The sequence below is a fragment of the Burkholderia sp. Bp9031 genome (genome assembly GCF_003857965.1).
Lineage (GTDB): Bacteria > Pseudomonadota > Gammaproteobacteria > Burkholderiales > Burkholderiaceae > Burkholderia > Burkholderia ambifaria_A.
Genome location: NZ_QTPW01000009.1, coordinates 29,690 through 55,018, shown reverse-complemented (window position 1 = coordinate 55,018; position 25,329 = coordinate 29,690). Strand labels below are relative to the sequence as shown.

The following is a 25,329-nucleotide window of genomic DNA, read 5'->3' as shown; positions in this document are numbered from 1 at the left end:
GCGGCTTTTCCGCACGAACGTGCGGACAGATTTTTGAAGCGGACGCTTAGTCCGTGTCAGTCGTAACCGCCGACCGTCAGCGCCTTCATCACGATGCGGTACGTGTTGTACGCGAGCCAGTTCAGCATACGCTCGATGCGCGGCCGTGCGGCGTACCGGGCGGCGTCGATTTCGCGGCCTTCGGAGAACGCGGCCGCGATCGCGTCGCGCAGCTCGTTGGTGATCGCGTCGTAGCGCACCAGCACGACATTGGCCTCATTGTTCAGCATCAGGCTCAGCGCATCCAGGTTCGACGAACCGACGGTTGCCCAATTGTCGTCGATCACCGCGACCTTGCCGTGCAGGATCGTCTTGTCGTATTCCGCCACGCGCACGCCTGCGCGCAGCAGCGCGTGATACAGGAACGGCACGGCCGTATCGAGCGCCGTGAACTCCTTGCGGCCGATCAGGATCCGCACGTCGACGCCGCGCCGCGCGGCGCCCGTCAACGCACGGCGCAGCTTGCGGCCCGGCATGAAGTACGGGTTCGCGAGCAGGATCCGGTGACGCGCCTGGCCGATCGCGGCGAGATACGCCTTCTCGATCGCGCGGCGGTTCACGACGTTGTCGCGCGCGACGAACGCGACGCTCGGCTCGGTGACGACCCGCAGCGCGCCGGCCTTGATCCACCGGTGGCTGCGCATCCAGCGCCGGAACATGTCGGGAAACGCTTCGCCGCCGTGCAGCCCGGCCGCGTACTGCGCGTACGGCTTGTGGCCGAACTGGATCCGGTGCCACTGCAGCTCCAACGCGGCGCGCACGTCCGACACCGCCGGCCCGGCCATCTCGACCGCGAAATCCCAGCGCGGAAACGGCAGCGTCGCGCTGCCCTGCGTGTAATCGTCGACGATGTTGATGCCGCCGCAGAACGCGACCGCATGATCGATCACCGCGAGCTTGCGGTGCGTGCGCGAGAAGCCGAAACGGCCGAACAGGAAGCGGTTGTAGATGCAGTGCTCGACGCCGGCCTCGGCCCACGTGTCGAACAGCGGCAGGCGCGCGGTGCCGATGCCGTCGGTGATCACGCGCACGCGCACGCCGCGCTGTGCCGCGCGAATCAGCGCATCCGACACCGGCCGGCCGGCCGCGTCGTCGCAAAAGATATAGGTTTCGAGCATCACCTGCTCGCGCGCCGCATCGATCCGCTCGATCAGCGCGTGGAAGAATTCGCTGCCGGTCTCGCACAGGCGCACGGTGTTGCCCGCCGTGAATGCGAGCCGCGACGCGGAGCCGCGCTCCTGCAGGAACATCTGCCGCAATTGCGCGAAGCGCTTGCGGGTTTCCGCATTCATGCGGACGAGCCGTGCGGCGCCCGCGCGAGCGACACGCGCACGGGCAATTGCAGGATCGCTTCGGCGTTCGACGGCGAGAAGCAGCGCTCGGCCGCTTCGCGGAACGGCAGCCACGCGTAGTCGACGTGCTCGCGCGGCGACAGCGTCACGTCGACGCGGTGCGGCACGCACAGGCCGAACCAGTGCTCGACGTTGCGCGTGACGCCCGGCGCATAGCGATGCAGGTATTGCGGATAGATCGTGTATTCGATCCGGTGGTGCCAGTCGATCAGCGCGGTGGCCGGCACGTCGTGCGACCCGACCGCGATGCCGGTTTCCTCGACGACTTCGCGCGCGGCCGTGAGCGCAAGCGGCTCGTCGAGCGTGTCCTTCGATCCGGTCACCGATTGCCAGAAATCGGGCTGATCGGCACGCTTGATCACCAGCACGTCGAGGTCGGGCGTGTAGATCACGACGAGAACGGATTCGGGGATTTTCGGCGGCTTCGTCATCTTTGTTTCATGCGGCACAGGGCCGTGTCTCGGGCTGCACCCGAACGTGCGGCAAGTGCTGCGACTGTACCGCAAAAAACGAAAAAGGCGCACCACGGCGCCTTTTTCGTTGGGTTGTCGTGCGCGCGTCGCCGCGCACACGACCTGCGACAAGCGTTACGCCTTCGGCTGTTCCGGCTGACGCAGACGGATGTGCAGCTCGCGCAGCTGACGCTCGTCGACCGGGCTCGGCGCCTGCGTGAGCAGATCCTGCGCACGCTGCGTCTTCGGGAACGCGATCACGTCGCGGATCGAATCGGCACCGGCCATCATCGTGACGATGCGGTCGAGACCGAATGCGATACCGCCGTGCGGCGGCGCGCCGTACTGCAGCGCATCCAGCAGGAAGCCGAATTTCAGCTGCGCCTCTTCCGCACCGATCTTCAGCGCGCGGAATACCTTGCTCTGCACTTCCTCGCGGTGGATACGCACCGAGCCGCCGCCGATTTCCCAGCCGTTCAGCACCATGTCGTAGGCCTTCGCGAGGCAGCGGCCCGGATCGGTCTCGAGGTACTCGAGGTGCTCGTCCTTCGGGCTCGTGAACGGGTGGTGCGCAGCGACGTAGCGCGCGTCCTCGTCGTCGTATTCGAACATCGGGAAGTCGACGACCCACAGCGGCTTCCAGCCGGCCTGGACGAGGCCGTTCGCCTTGCCGAATTCCGAATGGCCGATCTTCAGGCGCAGCGCGCCGAGGCTGTCGTTGACGACCTTCGCGCGGTCGGCCGCGAAGAAGATGATGTCGCCGTCTTCAGCGCCGGTGCGCTCGAGGATCGCCGCGATCGATGCGTCGTGCAGGTTCTTGACGATCGGGCTTTGCAGGCCGTCGCGGCCCTTCGCCTTCTCGTTGACCTTGATCCATGCGAGGCCCTTCGCGCCGTAGATGCGCACGAATTCGGTGTAGCCGTCGATGTCGCCACGCGACAGCTCGCTGCCCTTCGGCACGCGCAGCGCCGCGACACGGCCGTCCTTCGCGTTGGCCGGCGTGCTGAACACCTTGAAGTCGACGTCCTTCATCGCGTCGGTCAGCTCGGTGAACTCGAGCTGCACGCGCAGGTCCGGCTTGTCCGAACCGAAACGCGCCATCGCTTCCGAGTACGGCATCACCGGGAATTTCGCGTCGAGCTCGACGTCGATCGTCGTCTTGAAGATGTGACGGATCATGTCTTCGAACAGGTCACGAATTTCCTGCTCGCCGAGGAACGACGTCTCGCAATCGATCTGCGTGAATTCCGGCTGGCGGTCGGCGCGCAGGTCTTCGTCGCGGAAGCACTTGGTGATCTGGTAGTAACGGTCGAAGTTCGCGACCATCAGCAGCTGCTTGAACAGCTGCGGCGACTGCGGCAGCGCGAAGAACTGGCCTGCGTTCACGCGCGACGGCACGAGGTAGTCGCGCGCGCCTTCCGGCGTGCTCTTCGTCAGCATCGGCGTTTCGATGTCGATGAAGCCCTGCTCGTCGAGGTACTTGCGCGCTTCGATCGCGACGCGGTAGCGCAGGCGCAGGTTGTGCTGCATCTGCGGACGGCGCAGGTCGAGCACGCGGTGCGTGAGGCGCGTCGTTTCCGACAGGTTGTCGTCGTCGAGCTGGAACGGCGGCGTGATCGACGCGTTCAGCACGATCAGCTCGTGGCACAGCACTTCGATCTTGCCGCTCTTCAGGCCCGCGTTGACCGTGCCTTCCGGACGGTTGCGCACGAGACCCTTGATCTGCACGCAGAACTCGTTGCGCACGCCTTCGGCGGTCGCGAACATTTCCGCGCGGTCCGGGTCGCACACCACCTGCACGAGGCCTTCACGATCGCGCAGGTCGATGAAGATCACACCGCCGTGATCGCGGCGGCGCTGCACCCAGCCGCACAGCGACACGGTTTGGCCCAGCAGGTGTTCGGTCACGAGACCGCAGTATTCAGTACGCATCGACATGATGTTTGCTTTCGTTCGGTTTGATCAACGGGTGCCGCAACGCGCGGCCCGGGCGATGATTCTTTACTTACAGCGGCGGCTCGACGGGACGGCGGGCGGGCGCCGGAGCCGGCGCCGGAGGCGCCACGACGCCCATCGAGACGATGTACTTGAGCGCGGCATCGACCGACATGTCGAGTTCGATGACTTCGCTCTTCGGCAGCATCAGGAAGAAGCCCGACGTCGGGTTCGGCGTCGTGGGCACATACACGCTCACGTACTCTTCCGTCAGATGGTTGACCACGTCGCCGCCGGGCGCGCCGGTCAGAAACGCGATCGTATACGAGCCGCGACGCGGGTATTCGATCAGCAGCGCCTTGCGGAACGCGTTGCCGCTGCTCGACAGCAGCGTGTCCGACACCTGCTTGACGCTCGTGTAGATCGGCCCGACGACCGGGATGTGACGCACGACCGCGTTCCACCACGTGACGAGCTTCTGGCCGATGAAGTTCTGCGTGGCCAGCCCGACGACGAAGATGAACGCGAGCGTCAGCACCGCACCGATCCCCGGCAGGTGGAAGCCGAGCATCCGCTCCGGCTGCCACGATTCGGGCAGCAGCAGCAGCGTCTGGTCCATCGTGCCGATGATGAGGCCGAGCACCCACAGCGTGATCGCGAGCGGGACGAGAACCAGCAGGCCGGTCAGAAACACCGATTTCAGGGTCGTCTTTTTCATCATCTGCCGTCAATGAACCGCGCCGAAAGCGCGGTGTGGACGCAGCCCGGCCGGGCCGCGACTGTCAACTGCCGGCGGCGGGCGCTGCAGCCGGGGCGGGCGCGGCGCTCGTCGTCGTACTTTCGGAACTCGCGGCAGCGGGCGCGGCTGCCGCCGGCGCCGCGGCCGGTGCTGCAGCACCCGTGTCGCCGGACGCCGTCGCCGGCGCGCTGGTGCCGCCCGAGCCACCACGGAAATCGGTGACATACCAACCCGAACCCTTCAGCTGGAAGCCCGCAGCAGTGACCTGCTTGCGAAATGCATCCTTCCCGCATTCCGGGCACTGCGACAGCGGCGCGTCGCTCATCTTCTGGAGCACGTCCTTCGCGAAACCACACGCTTCGCATCGATAGGCGTAGATCGGCATGATATTTTTTCCCGCAGAAACTGGAAACGGCTTGCAAAACCTTGAATTATAGCCGAAACCCCGGCGCGCTCCGGTAACGGTCGCGACGCCCGGGCTTCAGCGACGGCGCCATGTGAGCCAGCGCTCGTGCCCTTCGAACACGGCCAGCGAATCGGTCACGGGCAGATCCTCGATCAATTCGAAGTGCGGCGCGAGCAATGCCTCGAGTTCGGCGCGCTCGATGCCGAACGGCGGTCCTTTCGGTTTCTTCGTCACGAAGAAATAGCCGGCGAGCAACGCGCCGGTGGGCAGCAGTTCGGCCATCCGCGCCGCATAGCGGGCGCGCAGGCTCGGCGGCAACGCGCACAGGAACGCGCGCTCATACACCCACTGCACGTCGAACGGCGGCTGGTACGCGAAGAAATCGGCCTGCTCGACGACGTCCGCATGCGCGCCGAGCTGCGCCTTCGCGGCCGCCACCGCCTGCGCGGCGAAATCGATTGCGCGCACCGGCCAGCCGGCCTGCGCGAGCCAGCCGGCCTCCTGCGCACTGCCGCAGCCGGGAATCAGCACCGCACAAGGCTCGCGCCGCTGCGCAAACGCGCGAAACCCCTCGGGCACGCCGCCGAATTCCCACGGCGTCACGCCGCGCGCGAAACGCTCGTCCCAGAACGATGCGTTGCCGGGGTCGCGCGTCGCGAAATCGGCGGCGCCGGGTGCGACGGGTTGCTTCGGTTCGGACATCGCCCTGCTCCTTTCGGTCACGCGCCGTATGCGAGCGCGAGCAGCACGCGCGCGACGAGCGCACCGACGCCGACGGCAAGACCGAAGATCAGCAATGCCTGCAGCAGCCGGTTGGTACGTTTCTGCTCGACGAGGATCTGACGCATCAAGTCCTCGCTCGCCGCACGCGGCGCATCGTGGCGCGCCGCCATCGCGTGGTGGATCAGGCGCGGCAGTTGCGGCAGCGTCTTGCTCCATTGCGGCGCCTCGACCTTGAAGCGCTCGTACCAGCCGCGCAGGCCGATCTGCTCGGTCATCCAGCGCTCGAGGTACGGCTTCGCGGTCTTCCACAGGTCGAGTTCGGGGTCGAGCGAGCGGCCGAGCCCCTCGACGTTCAGCATCGTCTTCTGCAGCAGCACGAGCTGCGGCTGGATCTCGACGTTGAAGCGGCGCGACGTCGAGAACAGGCGCATCAGCACCTGGCCGAGCGAGATGTCCTTCAGCGCGCGGTCGAAATACGGCTCGCACACCGCGCGGATCGCGCTTTCGAGTTCCTCGACGCGCGTCTCGGGCGGCACCCAGCCCGATTCAAGGTGCAGCGTCGCGACGCGGTGGTAATCGCGCTTGAAGAACGCGAGGAAGTTCTGCGCAAGGTAGTTCTTGTCGAAATCCGACAACGCGCCGACGATCCCGAAATCGAGCGCGATATAGCGGCCGAAGGTCTTCGGGTCGAGGCTCACCTGGATGTTGCCCGGGTGCATGTCCGCATGGAAGAAACCGTCGCGGAACACCTGCGTGAAGAAGATCTCGACACCTTCGCGCGCGAGCTTCTTGATGTCCACGCCCGCGCTGCGCAGCGTCTCGACCTGGCTGATCGGCACGCCGGTCATGCGCTCCATCACGAGCACCTGCGACGTCGAGAAATCCCAGAACATCTCGGGCACGAGCAGCAGGTCGAGACCCGCGAAGTTGCGGCGCAGCTGGCTGCCGTTCGCGGCCTCGCGCATCAGGTCGAGCTCGTCGTGCAGGTACTTGTCGAATTCGGCAACGACTTCGCGCGGCTTCAGACGCCGGCCGTCGGCCCACATGCGCTCGGTCCAGATCGCGATGTCGCGCATCAGCGCGAGGTCGGAGTCGATCACGGACAGCATGTTCGGGCGCAGCACCTTGACGGCGACCGCCTTGCCCGCATGCACGCCCTGCTTGAGTTTCGCGAAATGCACCTGCGCGATCGACGCGCTGGCGACGGGCTCGCGCTCGAATTCGTCGAACAGCTCGTCGACCGGCGCACCGAGCGACTTCTCGATGATCCCGATCGCGACCGCCGAATCGAACGGCGGCACCTGGTCCTGCAGCTTCGCGAGCTCATTCGCGAAATCGACCGACAGCAGGTCTCGGCGCGTCGACAGCACCTGGCCGAACTTCACGAAGATCGGACCGAGACTTTCGAGCGCGTGGCGCAGCCGCACGGCGGGCGGATCGGAGTAGCGACGGCCGATCGTCGTGATCCGCAGCAGCAGCTTCACGCGCCGGTCGTCGATCCGGGACAGCATCACCTCGTCGAGGCCAAAGCGGATGACGGTGTAGACAATCTTGATGAAACGGAAAATGCGCATGCCCTGCGGCCCTCAGTGCGCGCCGCGCGGGCCGGAACCCGTGCGCGCGCCAATTTTTTGTTCGAGTCGCTCGACCCGCTTTTCGACCCGCGCGAGCGCATCGCGCGCACGCGCCAGTTCGGCGTCGAAGCCGCCGAGCGCCGTGCGCCGGACGACTTGCGGGTTCTCGTCGAGCCAGTACTCGGCGACGGAATCGAGCACGTTGCGGCCGGTGCGGCGCGCGCGTGCGCCGGCGTCGCGCACGACCGTCGCGATCCGGTATGCCGCCGCGTCGCCGACCAGCTTCGCGAGATCTTCCTCAGGTTCCCAGCGCAGATGCTCGGCCAGCTTCGCGATCTGCGTCGCGAACTCCGCGTCGCCCTCGATCTTCACGTGCTTCATCACGGCCGCCTGGCCGCCCTGCAGGAATGCCGCAACGGTGTCGCCCGCGAGCGCGATCGACACGTCGACGTGTTGCGCATCGTGCGCTTCCACCGCGGACAGGTAACCGTCCGGCTGCACGAGCAGCGTGAGCGTGACGGGGGGCACGTCGATCCGGGCAGTCTTGCCCACATAGGGAATCAGGCGGTCGCGCGCCCATGATTCGCGCGCGAGCAGGTGATTGACAGCAGCAGCAAAAGGCTTGGCGGCAAAGGTCATCGGGCTGGGAAAGAAAAACCCGCGCAGGCCGGACGCCTACGCGGGTTTCTATTGTAACGTCGGATCGTCGGCAGACCGCGGCCAACCGCACACCCGGGCGGCAAGCGGTCGCAGTGCGGCGGCCGTCGCCCGGGCAGCCGGCAAGCCGGCCGCCGGTCACGCTCAGTGCGTGTTGATCTGCTGAATACCCGCGAGCAGCCAGCCCTGGCTGCCCGACTTCGACAGGTTCCACACCTCGTCGAACGGCGCCGCCGACGCATTCGCCGACTCGCGGATCAGCCCGTGGAAGCGCACGCTCGCCGACTGCTCGATGCCGCGATCCTCGATTGCGACCAGCTCCGCGTCGAGCTGCACAACGTCGGTCTGGTTCGCCTCGTTGCCGCGCGAGTCGAGATCGATCTTGATCTCGGCGAACATTTCCGGCGTCGTGAACTCGCGGATGTCGGCCAGGTTGCCCTGGTCCCATGCCGCCTGCAGGCGCACGAAGTAGACCTTCGCGCTACGCAGGAACGCTTCGGTATCGAAGCCGGCCGGCACCTGAAGCGGTGCGGCCGCCATCGCGCCCGCCGCGCCCGCCGCGCCGGCGGCCGCCGCGCCGCCGCCGAACACGCCCTGCGCTTCGTTCGCATAGCTGCTGCCGCTGCCGGCATAGTTGCTGCCCGTGCCGTTTTGCTGGAACGACGGGCTCTGCGAGTAGCCGCCCGACGACGAGGCCGAGCCGCCCGCCGAGTACGCCGGTTCCTGCGGACGGCGACGGTTCATGAACTTGCGGATCAGCCAGATGCCGACCATCGCCAGCAGCGCGATCACGATGACGTTCGCCATCATGCTCGCGAACGCGCCACCCAGGCCGAAATGCGACAGCAGCGCCGCGATGCCGAGGCCGGCCGCGAGACCGGCGATCGGCCCGAGCCAGCGCGAGCGGTTGGACTGCGCGGCCGGCGCCGGTGCGGCCGGGTTCGCGCGCTGCGCCTGCGCCGGCGCGGCCTGCTGCATCGGCTGCTGCGCGGGCGGCGTGGCCTGGCGCTGCGTGACGGTGGAGCTCTGACGGCCGATGCTGCGCCCACCGCCCATGCGCTTGGCCTCGGCGTCGAGCGATGCGAACGTGCCGGCCGTGAGCAGGCCGACCAGCAGCAGCGTGCCGACCCGTCGAGCCCACGGCTTCGACGGCTTGCTACGGTTGAACAACGAACGCGATTCGGACATCAGCTTCTCCAGATGTAAGACAAATGTATGGAAAGAACCCCTTAGTACTTGGTTCCTAGGTGTAAAGCTACCACGCCACCTGACAAATTGTAATATTTGACGGCATCGAGGCCCGCTTGTTCCATCATCGTCTTCAGCGTGTCTTGATCAGGATGCATCCGGATAGATTCGGCAAGATACCGATAACTTTCAGCATCTTTCGCGAACTTGTCGCCAAGCCACGGTAATACTTTGAAAGAATACAGATCGTACGCTTTTTTCAGCGGATCCCAGACTTTCGAGAATTCCAGCACCATCACGCGGCCGCCGGGCTTCGTCACACGGCGCATCTCGGCGAGCGCGGCGTCCTTGTGCGTCATGTTGCGCAGCCCGAACGCGACCGTGACCACATCGAAGTAGTTGTCCGGAAAGGGAATTTTCTCGGCATCGCACAGCAGCGACGGCGTCACGATGCCCTTGTCGAGCAGCCGGTCGCGGCCGACGCGCAGCATCGATTCGTTGATGTCGGTGTGCCAGACTTCGCCCGTCGGGCCGGCCGCCTTCGCGAACGCCTTGGTCAGGTCGCCCGTGCCGGCCGCGATGTCGAGCACCTTGAAGCCGGGGCGCACGTTCGCCTGCGCGATCGTGAACGCCTTCCACGCGCGGTGCATGCCGGCCGACATCAGGTCGTTCATCAGATCGTAGTTGCTCGCGACCGAATGGAACACGCCCGCCACTTTCTTCGCTTTTTCGTTTTCCTCGACGCTTTCGAAGCCGAAGTGGGTTTTGCTCATCGCGTTGATCCTCAGTAAATGGCAAGACGGCGCCGAGCGGGCGCCGTCGATTTCAGTGGCAGTGGCCGTGCGGCGCGGGGGCCGCCTGCATCGGCGCGTCGCGCTCGACGCCCGCCGCCTTCAGTTTGTCGAAATAGTCGCGCCACAGCGCGTCCTGCTGCGTCGCCAGTTCGTACAGCAGGTCCCACGAGTAGATGCCGGTCGAATGGCCGTCGGAGAACGTCGGCTGCAGCGCGTAGTTGCCCACGCCCTCGAGCGCCGTGATCGTCACCTCGCGCTTGCCCGTCTGCAGCGTCTCCTGGCCGGGCCCGTGGCCGCGCACCTCTGCCGACGGCGAATAGACGCGCATCAGCTCGAACGGAATCCGGAAACTGTCTCCGTTCGGGTACTGCAATTCGAGCACGCGCGACACCGCGTGCACGACGACGCCGGACGGAATCGGCGTCGTGGAAGTCAAACCGCTCATGGCTGCCTCGGATCGGTCGTTCGTTGAATTTCCTCGCGCACCGCATTGTGCAGCAGCGAGGCCTGCGCCGCGCGCGTGCGCAGCAGCGCCTCGGACACGCCGCGCTGGCGCGGCGCCCAGACGGGCTGAGGAAAATGGGCGTCGTTCGAGAAGCGCGGGATCACGTGCCAGTGCACGTGCGGCACCATGTTGCCGAGGCTCGCGAGATTCACCTTGTTCGGCTGCATCACGCGGCGCACGGCCCGCTCCACCGCGTACACCACGCGCATCAGATGTGCCCGCTCAGGCTCGCCGAGATCGGAGAACTCGGCCACGTGCGTGCCCCAGATCACCCGGCAGAAGCCCGGGTACTCGTGCTCGCCCGTCGCGAGGACGACGCGCAGCATGTCGTCCTGCCAGAGCACCTCGCCGCCGTCTTCACGGCAAAACACGCATTCCATCGTCGCTCCCATGTGGACGGGCGCCGTCGCGTGTGCGACGGCGCCCGCTCGTCCCTGGCCCGGCCGGGCGGCCGTCATGCCCGCATTAGACCAGCACGCGCTCGATCCCGCCATTGTTCGCGTGTGCGACATAGTCGGCCATCCAGTTCTCGCCGAGCACCTGGCGCGCGATTTCGACCACGATGTAGTCGGCCTCGATGTTCGCGTCCTCGTTGTAGCGCGACAGGCCCTGCAGGCACGATGGGCAGCTCGTCAGGATCTTGACGTCCGGGCCGTTCGCGGCCGCGGCCGCGGCCGGCGCCGGCGCATCGCCGGCCACGACCGGGATGCTGCGCAGCTTCGCGGCACCCTTGCGGATTTCCTCTTCCTTGCGGAAGCGAACCTGCGTCGACACGTCCGGGCGCGTGACCGCGAGCGTGCCCGATTCGCCGCAGCAACGCTCGTTCTTCTCGATCTTGTAGCCGTCCTTCTCCGCACCCATCAGCTCGTTGACGAGCTTCACCGGGTCCATCGTCTTGATCGGCGTGTGGCACGGGTCGTGATACATGTAGCGCGTGCCCGTCACGCCGTCGAGCTTCATCCCCTTCTCGAGCAGGAACTCGTGGATGTCGATGATCCGGCAGCCCGGGAAGATCTTGTCGAATTCGTAGCCGGCGAGCTGGTCGTAGCACGTGCCGCACGACACGACCACCGTCTTGATGTCGAGGTAGTTCAGCGTGTTCGCGACCCGGTGGAACAGCACGCGGTTGTCCGTGACGATCTTCTCGGCCTTGTCGTACTGGCCCGAGCCGCGCTGCGGATAGCCGCAGCACAGGTAGCCCGGCGGCAGCACCGTCTGCACACCCGCCTCCCACAGCATCGCCTGCGTCGCGAGCCCGACCTGCGAGAACAGGCGCTCGGAGCCGCAGCCCGGGAAGTAGAACACCGCTTCCGAATCGACGGTCGTCGACTTCGGGTTGCGGATGATCGGCACGATCTTGTTGTCCTCGATGTCGAGCAGCGCGCGCGCCGTCTTCTTCGGCAGGTTGCCCGGCATCTTCTTGTTGACGAAGTGGATCACCTGCTCGACCACCGGCGGCTTGCCGACCGTCGCCGGCGGGTGCTGCGTCTGCTTCGTCACGACCTTCTTCAGCATGTCGTTCGCGAAGCGCTGCACCTTGTAGCCGACGCCCATCATCACGCCGCGCGCGATGTTGATCGTCTGCGGGTTGGTCGCGTTCAGGAAGAACATCCCCGCCGCATTGCCGGCGTTGAACTTCTTCTTGCCCATCTTGCGCAACAGGTTGCGCATGTTCATCGTGACGTCGCCGAAGTCGATCTTCACCGGGCACGGCGTCGCGCACTTGTGGCACACCGTGCAGTGGTCGGCCACGTCGTTGAACTCGTCCCAGTGCTTGATCGACACGCCGCGGCGCGTCTGCTCCTCGTACAGGAACGCCTCGACCAGCAGCGACGTCGCGAGGATCTTGTTGCGCGGGCTGTACAGCAGGTTCGCGCGCGGCACGTGGGTCGCGCACACCGGCTTGCACTTGCCGCAGCGCAGGCAGTCCTTCACCGAATCGGCGATCGCGCCGATGTCGGACTGCTTCATGATCAGCGACTCGTACCCCATCAGCCCGAAGCTCGGCGTATACGCGTTGCGCAGATCGGCGCCTTCGAGCAGCTTGCCCTTGTTGAAGCGGCCGTTCGGGTCGACACGCTGCTTGTATGCGCGGAATTCGGCGATCTCGTCGTCGGTCAGGAACTCGAGCTTCGTGATGCCGATGCCATGCTCGCCGGAAATCACGCCGTCGAGCGAACGCGCGAGCGTCATGATGCGTGCGACCGCCGCGTGGGCGTCCTGCAGCATCTCGTAGTTGTCGGAGTTGACCGGCAGGTTGGTGTGGACGTTGCCGTCGCCCGCGTGCATGTGCAGCGCGACGAACACGCGACCGCGCAGCACCTGCTTGTGGATCGCCTGCGCCTCGTCGAGGATCTGCTTGAACGCGCCGCCGTTGAAGATCGCGCGCAGCTCCGCGCGGATCTCCTGCTTCCACGAGATGCGGACCGTGCGGTCCTGCGTGATGTGGAACACGGTCGCGCCCGGCTGCTCGTCCGCGCGGTCGGCGAACTTCTCGGCGAGCGCCTCGTAACCGAGCTGCACGAGATAGTGCTGCGCCTCGCGCAGCGGCTGGTCTAGCCGGTCGCGCACGAATTCCCAGCGCGCGCGCACGCGCTTGAGCAGCTCCAGCGCCTGCTGGACGCGGTCTTCGAGCAGCTCGGCGCTCGGGATCTCGTTCGCGTCGTCGGTCTTGCCGAGCGGCAGGTTGCCGGCGCGGAAAAACGCTTCCAGCGCATCGACCAGCTGCAGCTTGTTCTTCAGCGACAGCTCGATGTTGATCCGCTCGATGCCGTCGGTGTACTCGCCCATCCGGTTCAGCGGGATCACGACGTCTTCGTTGATCTTGAACGCGTTCGTGTGCTTCGCGATCGCGGCCGTGCGGCTGCGGTCGAGCCAGAAGCGCTTGCGCGCCTCGGCGCTCACCGCGACGAAGCCTTCGCCGCTCTTGCCGTTCGCCATCCGGATCACTTCGGACGTCGCGTGCGCGACCGCATCGGCGTCATCGCCGACGATGTCGCCGATCAGCACCATCTTCGGGAATGTGTTGCGCTTGCTCTTGGTCGCGTAGCCGACCGCGCGCAGATAGCGCTCGTCGAGGTGCTCGAGGCCCGCGAGGATCGCGCCGCCCTGCTTCGACGTCTCGAACAGGTAGTCCTTGATCTCGACGATGCTCGGGATCGCCTCGCGCGCCTGGCCGAAGAATTCGAGGCAGACGGTGCGCATGTGCGCGGGCATCTTGTGCAGCACCCAGCGCGCCGACGTGATCAGCCCGTCGCAGCCTTCCTTCTGCACGCCCGGCAGGCCGGCGAGGAACTTGTCGGTCACGTCCTTGCCGAGCCCTTCCTTGCGGAACCGGCGGCCTTCGATCTCGAGCATCTCGCTCTTCAGCAGCTTCTCGCCCGGCGCGTAGGCGCCGTCGAACCACTTCAGCTCGAAGCGCGCGACCGCGATGTCGTGGATCTTGCCCTGGTTGTGCTCGTGGCGCGTGACTTCGAGCCAGTTGCCGTCCGGGTCGACCATCCGCCACCAGGCCAAGTTGTCGAGCGCAGTGCCCCACAGCACGGCCTTCTTGCCGCCCGCGTTCATCGCGACGTTGCCGCCGATGCACGATGCGTCGAGCGAGGTCGGATCGACCGCGAACACGTAGCCGGCCGCTTCGGCCGCCTCCGTCACGCGGCGCGTGACGACGCCCGCGCCGGAGAAGATCGTCGGCACCTTGTGCGCGACGCCCGGCAGCTCGGTCAGCTCGACCGCGCCGAGCTGTTCGAGCTTCTCGGTGTTGATCACCGCGGAGAACGGCGTGAGCGGCACCGCGCCGCCCGTGTAGCCGGTGCCGCCGCCGCGCGGGATTACGGTCAGGCCGAGCTCGAAGCAGGCCTTGATCAGCGCCGCGATCTCGGCCTCGGTATCGGGGGTCAGCACGACGAACGGGTATTCGACGCGCCAGTCGGTCGCGTCCGTCACGTGCGACACGCGCGACAGCCCGTCGAAGCGGATGTTGTCCTTCTGCGTGCAGCGGCCGAGTGCCTTGGTCGCACGGCGGCGCAGGTCGGCCATCTTGTCGAACTCGTCGGCGAACTCGTTGACCGCGCGCTGCGCGGCGGCCTCGAGCATCTCGACGCGTCCGGCGCGTTCGCGGCCCGCGTCGTCGTGGTGCGCGGTCAGGTCGGCACGGCGGCGCTTGCCGATCTCGGTCAGGCGGTGGTTCAGCGCCTCGATCAGCAGCGCGCGACGCTTCGGGTTGTCGAGCAGGTCGTCCTGCAGGTACGGGTTGCGGCGCACGACCCAGATGTCGCCGAGCACTTCATACAGCATCCGTGCCGAGCGGCCCGTGCGGCGTTCGGCGCGCAGCTCGTCGAGTACCGACCACGCCTCCTCGCCGAGCAGGCGGATCACGATCTCGCGGTCGGAGAAGGACGTGTAGTTGTAGGGAATCTCGCGCAGTCGGGGCGCGGGGTCGGCGGCGACGGCGGCGGCCGCGCCATGCGGATCGAAAACTTGTGGTGCGTTCATGTTCGGACGACTCGGAGGGCCGATACACCGTGCACGGGCGTCGGCAAGCGCGTAGGCGCAATCTTGGGGAAATCTGTTCTGGTGCCAGGCGCGCGACTATCTCGCATGGGGCCGGAGCGGGACTGGACTCACCGTTCCTGGCCGGCAGGGCCTGGCGGCACTCGGAGCCATCAGCACGATCGCGCGCGGCGCGCATGCCGCTCCGCCGCGGGGCTGGCTGCACGCGGCGTCGGCTTCAACGGGGCGATCCGAGGGTGCCTCTGCATCTTCCGATCCTTGATTCAAAACGGAATTCTAACCCATGATCGGGTCTTCCGTGGCACGCCGGACAGGTCGTGGGGCTTTCGCCGCAACCCGCGCCGGGCCTGGTTCGGCACGGTTTTGCGCCGACATTCGCCGTCCGTCCGGTCGGTAACTGTGCGGTTAAACCGGTAAAAAAGGACACTCCACCCTTCAAACACGCCCGCCGGCGCGGTTCCGCGCCCGTGCACCCGGCATGCCGCTTGCATGCGGGCGGACCCTTGGCGCTATCATTGATCCTTTACCGTCTGCTTTCCGCACCGCACGCGAGCGCCCATGGCATCCCACGATTACCTGAAGAAAATCCTCACTGCGCGCGTCTACGACGTCGCGCTCGAGACGGAACTCGAACCCGCCCGCAACCTGTCGGCCCGGCTGCGCAACCCCGTTTACCTGAAGCGCGAGGACAACCAGCCGGTGTTCTCGTTCAAGCTGCGCGGCGCGTACAACAAGATGGCGCACATTCCGGCCGCCGCGCTCGCGCGCGGCGTGATTACGGCATCGGCCGGCAATCATGCGCAGGGCGTCGCGTTCTCGGCGGCACGGATGGGCGTGAAGGCCGTGATCGTCGTGCCCGTCACGACGCCGCAGGTGAAGGTCGATGCGGTGCGCGCGCACGGCGGCCCGAGCGTCGAGGTGATCCAGGCGGGCGAGTCGTACAGCGATGCGTACGCGCACGCGGTGAAGGTGCAGGCGGAACGCGATCTCACGTTCGTCCACCCGTTCGACGATCCGTACGTGATCGCCGGCCAGGGCACGATCGCGATGGAAATCCTGCGTCAGCACCAGGGCCCGATTCACGCGATCTTCGTGCCGATCGGCGGCGGCGGCCTCGCGGCCGGCGTGGCCGCGTATGTCAAGGCGGTGCGGCCGGAGATCAAGGTATTCGGCGTGCAGGCCGAGGATTCGTGCGCGATGGCGCAGTCGCTGCAGAAGGGCGAGCGCGTCGAGCTGGCCGAGGTCGGCCTGTTCGCGGACGGCACCGCGGTGAAGCTCGTCGGCGAGGAAACCTTCCGGCTCTGCCGCGAATTCCTCGACGGCGTCGTGACCGTCGACACCGACGCGCTGTGCGCGGCGATCAAGGACGTGTTCCAGGACACGCGCAGCGTGCTCGAGCCGTCCGGCGCGCTCGCGGTCGCCGGCGCGAAACGCTATGCGGAACGCGAAGGGATCGAGAACCAGACGCTCGTCGCGGTCACGTCCGGCGCGAACATGAACTTCGACCGGATGCGCTTCGTTGCCGAACGCGCGGAAGTCGGCGAGGCGCGCGAAGCCGTGTTCGCGGTCACGATCCCCGAGGAGCGCGGCAGCTTCAAGCGCTTCTGCTCGCTCGTCGGCGACCGCAACGTGACCGAGTTCAACTACCGGATCGCCGATGCGCAGTCCGCGCACATCTTCGTCGGCGTGCAGATCAAGCGGCGCGGCGAGTCGGCCGAAATCGCCGCGAACTTCGAATCGCACGGCTTCAAGACCGTCGACCTGACGCACGACGAGCTGTCGAAGGAACACATCCGCTACATGGTGGGCGGCCGCTCGCCGCTCGCGCTCGACGAACGCCTGTTCCGCTTCGAATTCCCGGAACGGCCGGGCGCGCTGATGAAGTTCCTGTCGTCGATGGCGCCGGACTGGAACATCAGCCTGTTCCACTACCGCAACCAGGGCGCGGACTACAGCTCGATCCTCGTCGGGCTGCAAGTGCCGCAGGCCGATCGCGCCGAGTTCGAACGCTTCCTCGCGGCGCTCGGCTATCCGTATGTCGAAGAGAGCGCCAATCCGGCCTACCGCCTCTTCCTGTCGTAAAGGCTTCGTGCAATGAATCCCGAACATTCCCCGCTCGGCAAGGCCACCGTCTACGCTGCCCAGTACGATGCGTCGCTGCTGTTCCCGATCCCGCGCGCCGGGGCGCGCGAGCAGCTCGGCATCACGTCGGCGCTGCCGTTCTTCGGCACCGACATCTGGAACGCGTACGAGCTGTCGTGGCTCAACGCGCGTGGCAAGCCGCAGCTCGCGGTCGCGACGTTCTTCGTGCCGGCCGAATCGCCGAACATCGTCGAATCAAAGTCGTTCAAGCTGTACCTCGGTTCGTTCGCGCAATCGAAGTTCGACTCGATCGATGCGGTGCGCGACGTGCTGAAGCGCGACGTGTCGGCCGCGTGCGGCGCGAGCGTATCGGTGCAGCTCGTGTCGCCGCACGATTTCGGCAAGCTCGAGATGGAAGAGCTCGACGGGCTGTCGCTCGACCGGCTCGACCTCGACACTGATGTGTACGAACCCGATCCGTCGCTGCTGTCGGCCGCCGAAGACGAAGCGCCGGTCGAGGAAACGCTCGTGTCCGACCTGCTGCGCTCGAACTGCCCGGTCACCGGCCAGCCCGACTGGGGCAGCGTGCAGATCCACTACGTCGGGCCGCAGATCGATCATGCGGGGCTGCTGCGCTACATCATCTCGTTCCGCAATCACACGGGCTTTCACGAGCAGTGCGTCGAGCGCATCTTCCTCGACATCCTGCATGCGTGCAAACCGGTGAAGCTCGCGGTGTATGCGCGCTATACGCGCCGCGGCGGGCTCGACATCAATCCGTTTCGCACGAACTACAACCAGCCGATGCCGGATAACGCGCGGACGGCGCGGCAGTAAATGAGTGTGTTGGCGGGGCATCTTGCGGTCCGCCAACCCTGCCTGCTTCCGGAAGGGCGCGTCTCTCTAATTCGGCGCGAACACGGCGGCCCGGCACTTCGGACAATACAGGTAGATTGTTCGACCATCGTGCGTGGAAATGAAGCCTCGCCTTGCCTTGCCTGGTCTATCCTCCATTTCGCCGCGCCACCATCCGCGAAACGTGCTTTGCCTTCGGCATAGCAATTCGCGGCGTCCAGATCATGGCTGTACGCCCGTTCCGTTACGCGGCCCGCATGCTTGAAAAACGCGCTGACATCCGCCTGCCGAAGAACGAACGTACGGCACATATCCGCCGTTTCGTCCCCGCTGATGTCAGCCGACCACGCACCATTCCTGACGATTTCGACCCACTCCGACCCAACAGTGGGGACTGCCCGGCGGGGCGGCACCCCATCGGATAGCGCACCCGCAACCGCACTGTGGGTGAGCAAGAACGCCAACATCAAAACTGCGATCCGAATCACCATTGCGCCCCCGCCGGCTCCGTCCGGTTCTTCCGCGAGCCGCAACGCACACTGTCACTTAGCGTGCGTCGGCAGTCGCCAAAGGTGCGTGCAAAGCCGTTCTTGATATAGGCCCGTGTTCGCGTCAGCGGGCCTTGGTCCTCGTACAGATCGGCAAGCCAATCCGGGGCGACACGCTCGATCTGATCGAGCCGCAAATCGATGGTTTCCATCAGCAACATACGCGGAAACCCAGCCTTTCACGACAACTCTGCCAATCGCTTGGCGTGCCATTTTCTTTCGACGGCCGCACGATGCAACATCGCGAGCGTGATCGATTCCCGTTTGAAGTCGTGCGGCTTTCGAAGCACCCACCGCTGGAATAGCGAATAGAGCAAACCCTCACCTTCCATCAAGAAGTACCGGTGGAAATCAAAATCGCCGGTGTCGACGGCAAACCGCTCAAAATAGCGCCCCATGAAGTCATTGGCTTCATCGCCGGTTTGCCCCAGATCCTCCCAGAGACGAGTGCCGGCGGAGAGCGGCTTCGATGGACCGAGCCCCACCTCTGACCGGACAAAGGCTTCGATCTGGTCCCAACTCACGTTTTCCATCAGAACACCTTATCCTCAGGCTTGACGAGGCTGTTGTATCTGGAGACCGTGCCGTGAACGATCTCGTACACGTCTCGCGCAAGCAGCGTCCAGCCCACGCCCGGAACAGCACGCCCGACGAACACGCTGAGCTTCCGGGTCAGGATGATCCGAAACGACTTGATGCTTTGAAGCGTCACAGTTGGCAGAACCTTCCTGTTGAGCTGGTAACGAAAAATCGAACGGGCCATCACGGATGCGACGGACGTCCCTTTCGTCGCGCCACCGAATTTTTGCCGCGTCGGTAAAACGGGCCATCCGGCCAAAATCAGAATCACGGCTTCGACATCGTCGATCCCGACCCGTGCGCATGCCTCCTCTACGGCAACGAAAAAGAAAAGCTCGGCGGGCGTGAGATCCGAATGAATGCCGTAGCGGTATGTATTGCTCGTCATGATTCGACTTCGTGAAATCGTTGATCGGAATGACGACCATACCCGGCGACGCGCCGAATTTGCTCTATCGAGATTCATCGACGCCACTGACGTCTTGTGCGTCCATCACTGGAGCCGCCCGCCAGACGGACACATCGTGTCACGCTCTCATCGCGGGGATTTCATTCAGAGTGTAAAAATTCGGCACCACTCACATCCATCATGACTGGGTTCCCCCAACGAATTATCGCGATTGCCACGAGATGAGTACCCGCGAGGCCAAGTACCGGCAACACCTCGATTCCGCCATAACGCAACGAGGCCGGCGCATGCTACCGCGCCGGCCTCGTCACACAACAATTCGCCCTTGCCGCCTTACTTCGCCGGCGCCTTGTAAGCGATGCAATCGACCTCGACCTTGCAATCGATGACCATGCTCGACTGCACGCATGCGCGCGCCGGCGGGTTCTCGCCGAAGTACGACACGAACACCTTGTTGAACGACGCGAAATCGCGTGCGTCGTCGAGCCACACGCCGCAGCGCACGACGTGCTCGAGGCCGTAGCCGGCTTCCTTCAGGATCGCGATCACGTTCTCGATCGTCTGCTTCGACTGCGTGACGATCCCGCCTTCGACAACCTCGCCGTTCACCATCGGCGTCTGGCCCGACACGTACAGCCAGCCGTCGGCCTCGACCGCGCGCGCAAACGGCATCACCTGGCCGCCCGTGCCCTTCGCTTCGCCTACGCCATATCGCTTCATCGTTTCACTCCTTGTTGGTCGACCGGCATCGGCGCGCAAGCGCCGGCGCCGGTCCCATGCAACGCACGGTTGCGGATGCGCGCGCCGACATGGCGCACGCGGCAAATCGGATCAAGACCGCGCTCAGAACGCGGCGTCGGCACTCGCCGGCACGCGCTCGCCGCGCGCGACGAAGCCGCCGGCGCGCTCGCCGGTCGGCTGGCCGTTCTCATAGGTCAGCACGCCGTTCACCCACACCGCGTCGATCCCGTGCGCCGGCTGCTGCGGCTTGTCGAAGGTCGCGGCATCGATCACGCTCGTCGGGTCGAACAGCACGAGATCCGCGTGGTAGCCGACATGCACCTCGCCGCGCCGCGCGATCCCGTAGCGGCGCGCGGACAGCGACGTCATCTTGCGGATCGCTTCCTCGAGCGGCAGCAGGTTCGTGTCGCGCACGTAATGGCCGAGCACGCGCGGGAACGCGCCCCACAGCCGCGGGTGCGGCAGCGGATCGTTCGGCAGGCCGTCCGAGCCGACCATCGTCGCCGGATGCGACAGGATCCGGCGCACGTCGTCCTCGGACATGTTGTGGTACACGGCGCCGGCCGGGCGGATACGCTGCGCGGCCTCCTGCTCGGTCACGCCCCAGTCGGCCGCGATCGCCTTCAGCAGCTTGCCGGCGACTTCCGGATGCGGCTCCGACCACGTGATCGTGATGTCGATGTCGCCCGTCACCTGCTTCAGGTCGAGCGTCGACGAGCTGCGGCTGTACGGATAGCAGTCGCAGCCGACCGGCTGGTAGCGGCGCGCGCCTTCGAGCGACGCAAGCACCTCGGTGCTGCGCCCCCAGTTCGACGGGCCCGCGCACTTCAGGTGCGAGATCACGACCGGCACGCGGGCATGACGGCCGACCTGGTATGCCTCTTCCATCGCGTCGAGGATCGCATCGAACTCGGTGCGCATGTGTGTCGTGTACAGCGCGCCCGCATTCGCGAGCGGCTCGGCGAGCGCCATCACTTCCTCGGCCGGCGCCGCGAATGCGGAGCCGTACGCAAGGCCCGACGACAGCCCGAGCGCGCCGTTCGCGAGCGCCTCCTCGAGCTGCGTGCGCATCCCGGCGATTTCGCCGTCGGTCGCCGCGCGGTCGAGACGGTCCATCTGGTTGTTGCGCAGCGCGGTGTGCCCGACGAGCGCCGCGACGTTGACGGCCGGACGCGCATCGTTCACGGCCGCGACATAGGCGGCGAAGGTCGGATAGCGAAACGCGTCGCGATCGCCGAGCAGGTTCATCGGGTCGGGCGGATCGCCCGCGAGCGTCACCGGCGACGCGCTGATCCCGCAGTTGCCGACGATCACGGTCGTCACGCCCTGCGAGATCTTCGGCAGCATCTCCGGCGCGCGGATCACGTGCGTATCGTCGTGCGTGTGCACATCGACGAAGCCCGGCGCGAGCGCGCGGCCGTTCGCATCGACGACGGTTTCGGCGAGCCAGTTCGACAGGTTGCCTATCGCCGCGATCACGCCGTTGCGTATTGCGACGTCGCGCGTGACGGGCGGTGCGCCGGTGCCGTCGTACAGTTGCGCGCCGACGATCAGCGTATCGGCGGCTTCGGGATGCGAATGCATGGTCAGTCTCCTACCGGTTGACGGTCTCCGCCGCCGCGGTGCGCATCCAGCGCATGCTTGATGCGGCGCAGCGATTCTCGGCCCGCATCGCCGAGCCGCAGTGCGACTCCGGTGACGAGCACGTCGATCGCCATCATCATCGCGTAGCGCGATGTCGACGGCTTGTAAATGAAATCGGTTTCGAACGCGACGACCGGGATCAGGTGGTCGGCGAGCTTCGCGAGCGGCGAAGCCGGCGCGGTGATCGCGATCAGCGTCGCGCCGTAGCGCTTCGCGAGGCGGCAGCTCTCGAGCAGCTCGGGCACGCGTCCGCTCACCGACAGCGCGACGACTACGGCGTCGCGCGACAGCGTCGCCGACACCATCCGCTGCAGCAGGCTGTCCTGGTAGCTCGCGACCGGCCGGCCGAAGCGCACGAGGCGGAAGCGCAATTCGTCGGCGAGCGCGGTGGAACCGCCGCCCTGCCCGTACACGTAGATCATCTTCGCGCCGGCGAGCAGGTCGGCCGCCGCGTCGAACGACGTGTTGCGCAGCAGCTGGTGATTGTGCGCAAGCGCCACGCGGATCTCGTCGTAGACGACCGATGCCGGGCTCGCGTCTTCGCCGGGATGCGCGTCGGACGGCACGAGAAAGCGCTGGCCGACCGCCGCCGCCTGGGCGACAAGCACCTTCAGTTCGCGCACGTCGCGGCAGCCGACGGCCTTCGCGAAACGCGTGACCGTCGCGACGCTGACCTGCGCATCGCGCGCGAGTGCGCCGATGCTCGCATGCGCGGCGCGCGCGAGATCGGCGAGGATGAACGCCGCGACCTTGCGTTCGGCTTCGCGCAGCTCGGGTGCGCATTCGGCGATCCGCGCGACGATGTCGAGGACCGGCTGGGCGACCGGAGCCGGTTGCTCGGCGGCGAACGGAACGGACGGGGTGGCGGGCGAATTCATCTGTAGAAAAGGGGGTGGCGCTTTATGTTACTAAATAACATCACCGCGCCGATGCTACTTTCTGTACCATCTGCATGTCAACTTCAGTGCAATGCATAGTGATGATGGAGCGGGATGACATGAAAGTTACAAACTATCAGGAACCGACAATCAATCCGTTGGGCAAGGGCCTCGGCAACCTGCCGAGCGCGAGCGTGCCGCTCGACGACGCAGGCCGCCTCGAGTGGAGCCTGCTCGCGGAAGACGTCAGCCTGCCGGCAGCCGTGCTGTACGCGGATCGCATCGAACACAATCTGAACTGGATGCAGGCGTTCGTCCAGCAATACGGCGTGAAGTTCGCGCCGCACGGCAAGACGACGATGGCGCCGCAACTGTTCCGCCGCCAGCTCGCCGCCGGCGCATGGGGCATCACGCTCGCGACCGCGCACCAGACGCAGGCCGCCTATCACGGCGGCGTGCGGCGCGTGCTGCTCGCGAACCAGCTGGTCGGCCGCCAGAACATGACGATCATCGCGGCGCTGCTGTCCGACCCCGAGTTCGAATTCTTCTGCCTCGTCGATTCGGCCGACAGCGTCGACCAGCTCGGCCGCTTCTTCGGCGACGCGAAGAAAACGCTGAATGTGCTGCTCGAGCTCGGCGTGCCGGGCGGCCGCGCGGGCGTGCGCGATGCCGCGCAGCGCAAGGCCGTGCTCGACGCGATCGCGCGCTATCCGGACACGCTGAAGCTGGCCGGCATCGAACTCTACGAAGGCGTGCTGAAGGAGGAAGGCGAGATCCGCACGTTCCTGCAGGACGCGGTCGCGCTCACGCGCGAGCTGGCCGAAGCCGGCCGTTTCGCACGCACGCCGGCGATCCTGTCGGGCGCCGGCTCGGCGTGGTACGACGTGGTCGCGGAGGAGTTCTCGAAGGCGTCCGACGCCGGTTTCGCGGAAGTCGTGCTGCGTCCGGGCTGCTACCTGACGCACGACGTCGGCATCTACAAGAAGGCGCAGACCGACGTGTTCGCGCGCAACCTGATCGCCCGCAAGATGGGCGAAGGGCTGCTGCCGGCGCTGCAGCTGTGGGCGTACGTGCAGTCGATACCGGAACCCGATCGCGCGATCATCGCGCTCGGCAAGCGCGACGCGGCGTTCGACGCGGGCCTGCCCGAGCCGGCGCGCCATTTCCGCCCGGGCCGCGACAGCGCGCCGCGCGAGGTCGCCGCAAGCGAAGGCTGGGCCGTCACCGGGATGATGGACCAGCACGCATACCTGCAGATCCCGCCGGGCGCGGACGTGAAGGTCGGCGACATGGTCGCGTTCGACATCTCGCATCCGTGCCTGACGTTCGACAAGTGGCGCCAGCTGCTCGTCCTCGATCCGCAGTTCCGCGTGACGGAAGTCGTCGAAACCTTCTTCTGACGCCAGCACGCGCCGCCTCGCCGCCGCGCGGGGCGGCCGTCACGCGCGCTTCAATCTGCCGGAGTACACTGCGCTTTCGTCCTCGGGGCCGCTTCCCCGCCGTAGCACCCGTCTGCCGCTCACGGCGCGAACGGCCCCTCAACGCTGTTCAATGGAGAAAGCCATGGCCGCGAAGAAGATCCTGTTCCTGACCGGCGATTTCGCCGAAGACTACGAAACGATGGTGCCGTTCCAGGCGCTGCAGGCCGTCGGCCATCACGTCGATGCAGTCTGCCCGGGCAAGCGCGCGGGCGACAAGGTCAAGACCGCGATCCACGATTTCGAAGGCGACCAGACCTACACCGAGAAGCCCGGCCACAACTTCACGCTGAACGCGACGTTCGACGACGTCGATGCGTCGGGCTACGACGCGCTCGCGATCGCGGGCGGCCGCGCGCCCGAATACCTGCGTCTCGATGCGAAGGTGATCGCGCTGGTGCGCGCGTTCGCGGAAGCCGGCAAGCCGATCGCCGCGATCTGCCATGCGGCGCAGCTGCTCGCGGCCGCCGACGTGATCCGTGGCAAGCGCATCTCGGCCTACCCGGCCTGCGCGCCCGAAGTGAAGCTCGCGGGCGGCGAATATGCGGACATTCCGGTCGATGCGGCCGTGACCGACGCGCCGTTCGTCACCGCGCCAGCGTGGCCCGCGCATCCCGCGTGGCTTGCGCAGTTCCTCGCGCTGCTGGGCACGCGCATCGAGCTGTGAACGAAGTTGAAATGAAATGAAGCGCCGGCCGGCGGCGGGTTCGTGCGACCCGTGTGCCGCGCCGGTCGCAACCGGCCGGCGGGGTGCGCCCCGCCGCGCCGCTTCCTGCCCTTCAGTGCGGTGCCGGCGTCGAGCCGACCTCCGCAATCCGCGACTCCAGCATCGCCAGCGCACCCGACAGTGCGGTCAGCACGTCATCCGGCAGTTGCGCCATCGTCTGTTCAAGGAACGCCTTGCGGCGCGGCAGGCACGCGTCGAATGCGGCACGGCCGGCGGCGGTCAGCGTGACGTTGGTCACGCGGTTGTCGCGTGCATCGGACGCGCGCTCGATCCAGCCGAGCGCGTCGAGCGATTTCAGCTGGCGAGTGAGCGCGCCCGGATCGATGCGCAGCACCTCGACAAGCTTCTTCTGCGACGAATGCCCGCCCATCGTGTGCAGCGCAACCATGATCCGCCAGCGCGGCATCGGCTGCCCGACGTGCGTTTCGAACGCGGTCATGAACGCGCGATACGTGCGTCCGAATTGCTGCAAGATCGCGACGCGGTCCTGTTCTTCCATGCGCTGATTTCTA

General features: G+C 66.3%; 24 protein-coding genes. 4 read left to right on the top strand and 20 right to left on the bottom strand.

The features are described 5' to 3' along the window. Positions 1 to 56: 56 nt before the first annotated feature. The 13 genes from clsB to DIE15_RS14295 all read right to left on the bottom strand — a co-directional run bounded on the left by clsB (position 57) and on the right by DIE15_RS14295 (position 14,858). Positions 57 to 1,331, bottom strand: coding sequence for a cardiolipin synthase ClsB (clsB, locus tag DIE15_RS14355; protein WP_057926589.1), 1,275 nt, complete (start codon positions 1,329 to 1,331; stop codon positions 57 to 59). Continuing rightward, complete coding sequence (gene nudB / locus DIE15_RS14350) at positions 1,328 to 1,822, bottom strand: dihydroneopterin triphosphate diphosphatase (RefSeq protein WP_057926588.1); 495 nt, start codon at positions 1,820 to 1,822, stop codon at positions 1,328 to 1,330. The genes clsB and nudB overlap by 4 nt, the downstream gene beginning before the upstream one ends. A gap of 156 nt (positions 1,823 to 1,978) precedes the next feature. Further along, a complete protein-coding gene (aspS, locus tag DIE15_RS14345; RefSeq protein ID WP_057926587.1) occupies positions 1,979 to 3,781 on the bottom strand; it encodes an aspartate--tRNA ligase in 1,803 nt (600 codons plus the stop codon). A 67-nt stretch (positions 3,782 to 3,848) separates the two neighbouring features. Beyond that, a complete protein-coding gene (locus DIE15_RS14340) occupies positions 3,849 to 4,499 on the bottom strand; it encodes a DUF502 domain-containing protein (RefSeq protein ID WP_175825015.1) in 651 nt (216 codons plus the stop codon). A 61-nt stretch (positions 4,500 to 4,560) separates the two neighbouring features. Next, on the bottom strand, positions 4,561 to 4,902 hold the full coding sequence (locus tag DIE15_RS14335; RefSeq protein WP_057926585.1) for an FmdB family zinc ribbon protein: 342 nt from the start codon (positions 4,900 to 4,902) through the stop codon (positions 4,561 to 4,563). A gap of 96 nt (positions 4,903 to 4,998) precedes the next feature. After that, positions 4,999 to 5,625, bottom strand: a complete 627-nt coding sequence (locus DIE15_RS14330; RefSeq protein WP_057926584.1) for an SAM-dependent methyltransferase — start codon at positions 5,623 to 5,625, stop codon at positions 4,999 to 5,001. A gap of 17 nt (positions 5,626 to 5,642) precedes the next feature. Beyond that, positions 5,643 to 7,220, bottom strand: coding sequence for a ubiquinone biosynthesis regulatory protein kinase UbiB (gene ubiB / locus DIE15_RS14325; protein ID WP_124833625.1), 1,578 nt, complete (start codon positions 7,218 to 7,220; stop codon positions 5,643 to 5,645). A 12-nt stretch (positions 7,221 to 7,232) separates the two neighbouring features. Next, positions 7,233 to 7,859 (bottom strand): SCP2 domain-containing protein, encoded by a 627-nt coding sequence (locus DIE15_RS14320; RefSeq protein ID WP_057926582.1) that lies wholly within the window; start codon positions 7,857 to 7,859, stop codon positions 7,233 to 7,235. A gap of 162 nt (positions 7,860 to 8,021) precedes the next feature. Then, positions 8,022 to 9,065 carry a Tim44 domain-containing protein gene (locus DIE15_RS14315; protein ID WP_124833623.1) on the bottom strand — a complete coding sequence of 348 codons (1,044 nt, stop codon included), beginning with the start codon at positions 9,063 to 9,065 and terminating at the stop codon, positions 8,022 to 8,024. A gap of 41 nt (positions 9,066 to 9,106) precedes the next feature. Next, the gene (gene ubiE, locus DIE15_RS14310; RefSeq protein ID WP_124833622.1) at positions 9,107 to 9,838 is read right to left on the bottom strand and encodes a bifunctional demethylmenaquinone methyltransferase/2-methoxy-6-polyprenyl-1,4-benzoquinol methylase UbiE; all 732 of its coding nucleotides are present in this window, start codon (positions 9,836 to 9,838) and stop codon (positions 9,107 to 9,109) included. Between the two features lie 52 nt (positions 9,839 to 9,890). Then, positions 9,891 to 10,304: a gamma-butyrobetaine hydroxylase-like domain-containing protein gene (locus DIE15_RS14305; RefSeq protein WP_014896073.1), complete on the bottom strand. Its 414-nt coding sequence runs from the start codon at positions 10,302 to 10,304 to the stop codon at positions 9,891 to 9,893. Next, positions 10,301 to 10,744 carry an HIT family protein gene (locus tag DIE15_RS14300; RefSeq protein ID WP_057926678.1) on the bottom strand — a complete coding sequence of 148 codons (444 nt, stop codon included), beginning with the start codon at positions 10,742 to 10,744 and terminating at the stop codon, positions 10,301 to 10,303. The genes DIE15_RS14305 and DIE15_RS14300 overlap by 4 nt, the downstream gene beginning before the upstream one ends. A gap of 85 nt (positions 10,745 to 10,829) precedes the next feature. Further along, the gene (locus DIE15_RS14295) at positions 10,830 to 14,858 is read right to left on the bottom strand and encodes a DUF3683 domain-containing protein (protein ID WP_124833621.1); all 4,029 of its coding nucleotides are present in this window, start codon (positions 14,856 to 14,858) and stop codon (positions 10,830 to 10,832) included. Positions 14,859 to 15,434: 576 nt separating this feature from the next. Between DIE15_RS14295 and ilvA the strand changes: the two genes are divergently transcribed. Both ilvA and queF read left to right on the top strand, forming a co-directional pair. Further along, complete coding sequence (gene ilvA / locus DIE15_RS14285; protein WP_124833620.1) at positions 15,435 to 16,958, top strand: threonine ammonia-lyase, biosynthetic; 1,524 nt, start codon at positions 15,435 to 15,437, stop codon at positions 16,956 to 16,958. 12 nt (positions 16,959 to 16,970) lie between these two features. Beyond that, the gene (gene queF, locus DIE15_RS14280) at positions 16,971 to 17,795 is read left to right on the top strand and encodes an NADPH-dependent 7-cyano-7-deazaguanine reductase QueF (protein ID WP_124833619.1); all 825 of its coding nucleotides are present in this window, start codon (positions 16,971 to 16,973) and stop codon (positions 17,793 to 17,795) included. 502 nt (positions 17,796 to 18,297) lie between these two features. Here queF and DIE15_RS14275 read toward each other — a convergent pair. From DIE15_RS14275 to DIE15_RS14250, 6 genes are all read right to left on the bottom strand, one after another. After that, on the bottom strand, positions 18,298 to 18,522 hold the full coding sequence (locus tag DIE15_RS14275; RefSeq protein WP_124833618.1) for a hypothetical protein: 225 nt from the start codon (positions 18,520 to 18,522) through the stop codon (positions 18,298 to 18,300). Between the two features lie 18 nt (positions 18,523 to 18,540). Continuing rightward, positions 18,541 to 18,894 carry a DUF1493 family protein gene (locus DIE15_RS14270; RefSeq protein WP_124833617.1) on the bottom strand — a complete coding sequence of 118 codons (354 nt, stop codon included), beginning with the start codon at positions 18,892 to 18,894 and terminating at the stop codon, positions 18,541 to 18,543. Next, positions 18,894 to 19,328 (bottom strand): STM2901 family protein, encoded by a 435-nt coding sequence (locus tag DIE15_RS14265; protein WP_124833616.1) that lies wholly within the window; start codon positions 19,326 to 19,328, stop codon positions 18,894 to 18,896. The genes DIE15_RS14270 and DIE15_RS14265 overlap by 1 nt, the downstream gene beginning before the upstream one ends. A gap of 354 nt (positions 19,329 to 19,682) precedes the next feature. Beyond that, positions 19,683 to 20,069, bottom strand: coding sequence for a RidA family protein (locus DIE15_RS14260; protein ID WP_057926573.1), 387 nt, complete (start codon positions 20,067 to 20,069; stop codon positions 19,683 to 19,685). 123 nt (positions 20,070 to 20,192) lie between these two features. After that, entirely contained in the window at positions 20,193 to 21,674 is a 1,482-nt protein-coding gene (locus DIE15_RS14255) for an amidohydrolase family protein (protein WP_057926572.1), read from the bottom strand. Between the two features lie 2 nt (positions 21,675 to 21,676). Next, entirely contained in the window at positions 21,677 to 22,612 is a 936-nt protein-coding gene (locus DIE15_RS14250; RefSeq protein WP_057926571.1) for a MurR/RpiR family transcriptional regulator, read from the bottom strand. A 119-nt stretch (positions 22,613 to 22,731) separates the two neighbouring features. Here DIE15_RS14250 and DIE15_RS14245 point away from each other — a divergent pair, with 119 nt between their 5' ends. Further along, positions 22,732 to 24,012, top strand: coding sequence for an amino acid deaminase (locus tag DIE15_RS14245; protein WP_124833615.1), 1,281 nt, complete (start codon positions 22,732 to 22,734; stop codon positions 24,010 to 24,012). A 163-nt stretch (positions 24,013 to 24,175) separates the two neighbouring features. Beyond that, the gene (locus DIE15_RS14240; protein ID WP_057926569.1) at positions 24,176 to 24,757 is read left to right on the top strand and encodes a DJ-1/PfpI family protein; all 582 of its coding nucleotides are present in this window, start codon (positions 24,176 to 24,178) and stop codon (positions 24,755 to 24,757) included. Between the two features lie 112 nt (positions 24,758 to 24,869). On the opposite strand, the gene DIE15_RS14235 is transcribed toward DIE15_RS14240, so the two are convergent. Beyond that, a complete protein-coding gene (locus DIE15_RS14235; protein ID WP_124833614.1) occupies positions 24,870 to 25,316 on the bottom strand; it encodes a MarR family winged helix-turn-helix transcriptional regulator in 447 nt (148 codons plus the stop codon). Positions 25,317 to 25,329 lie beyond the last annotated feature (13 nt).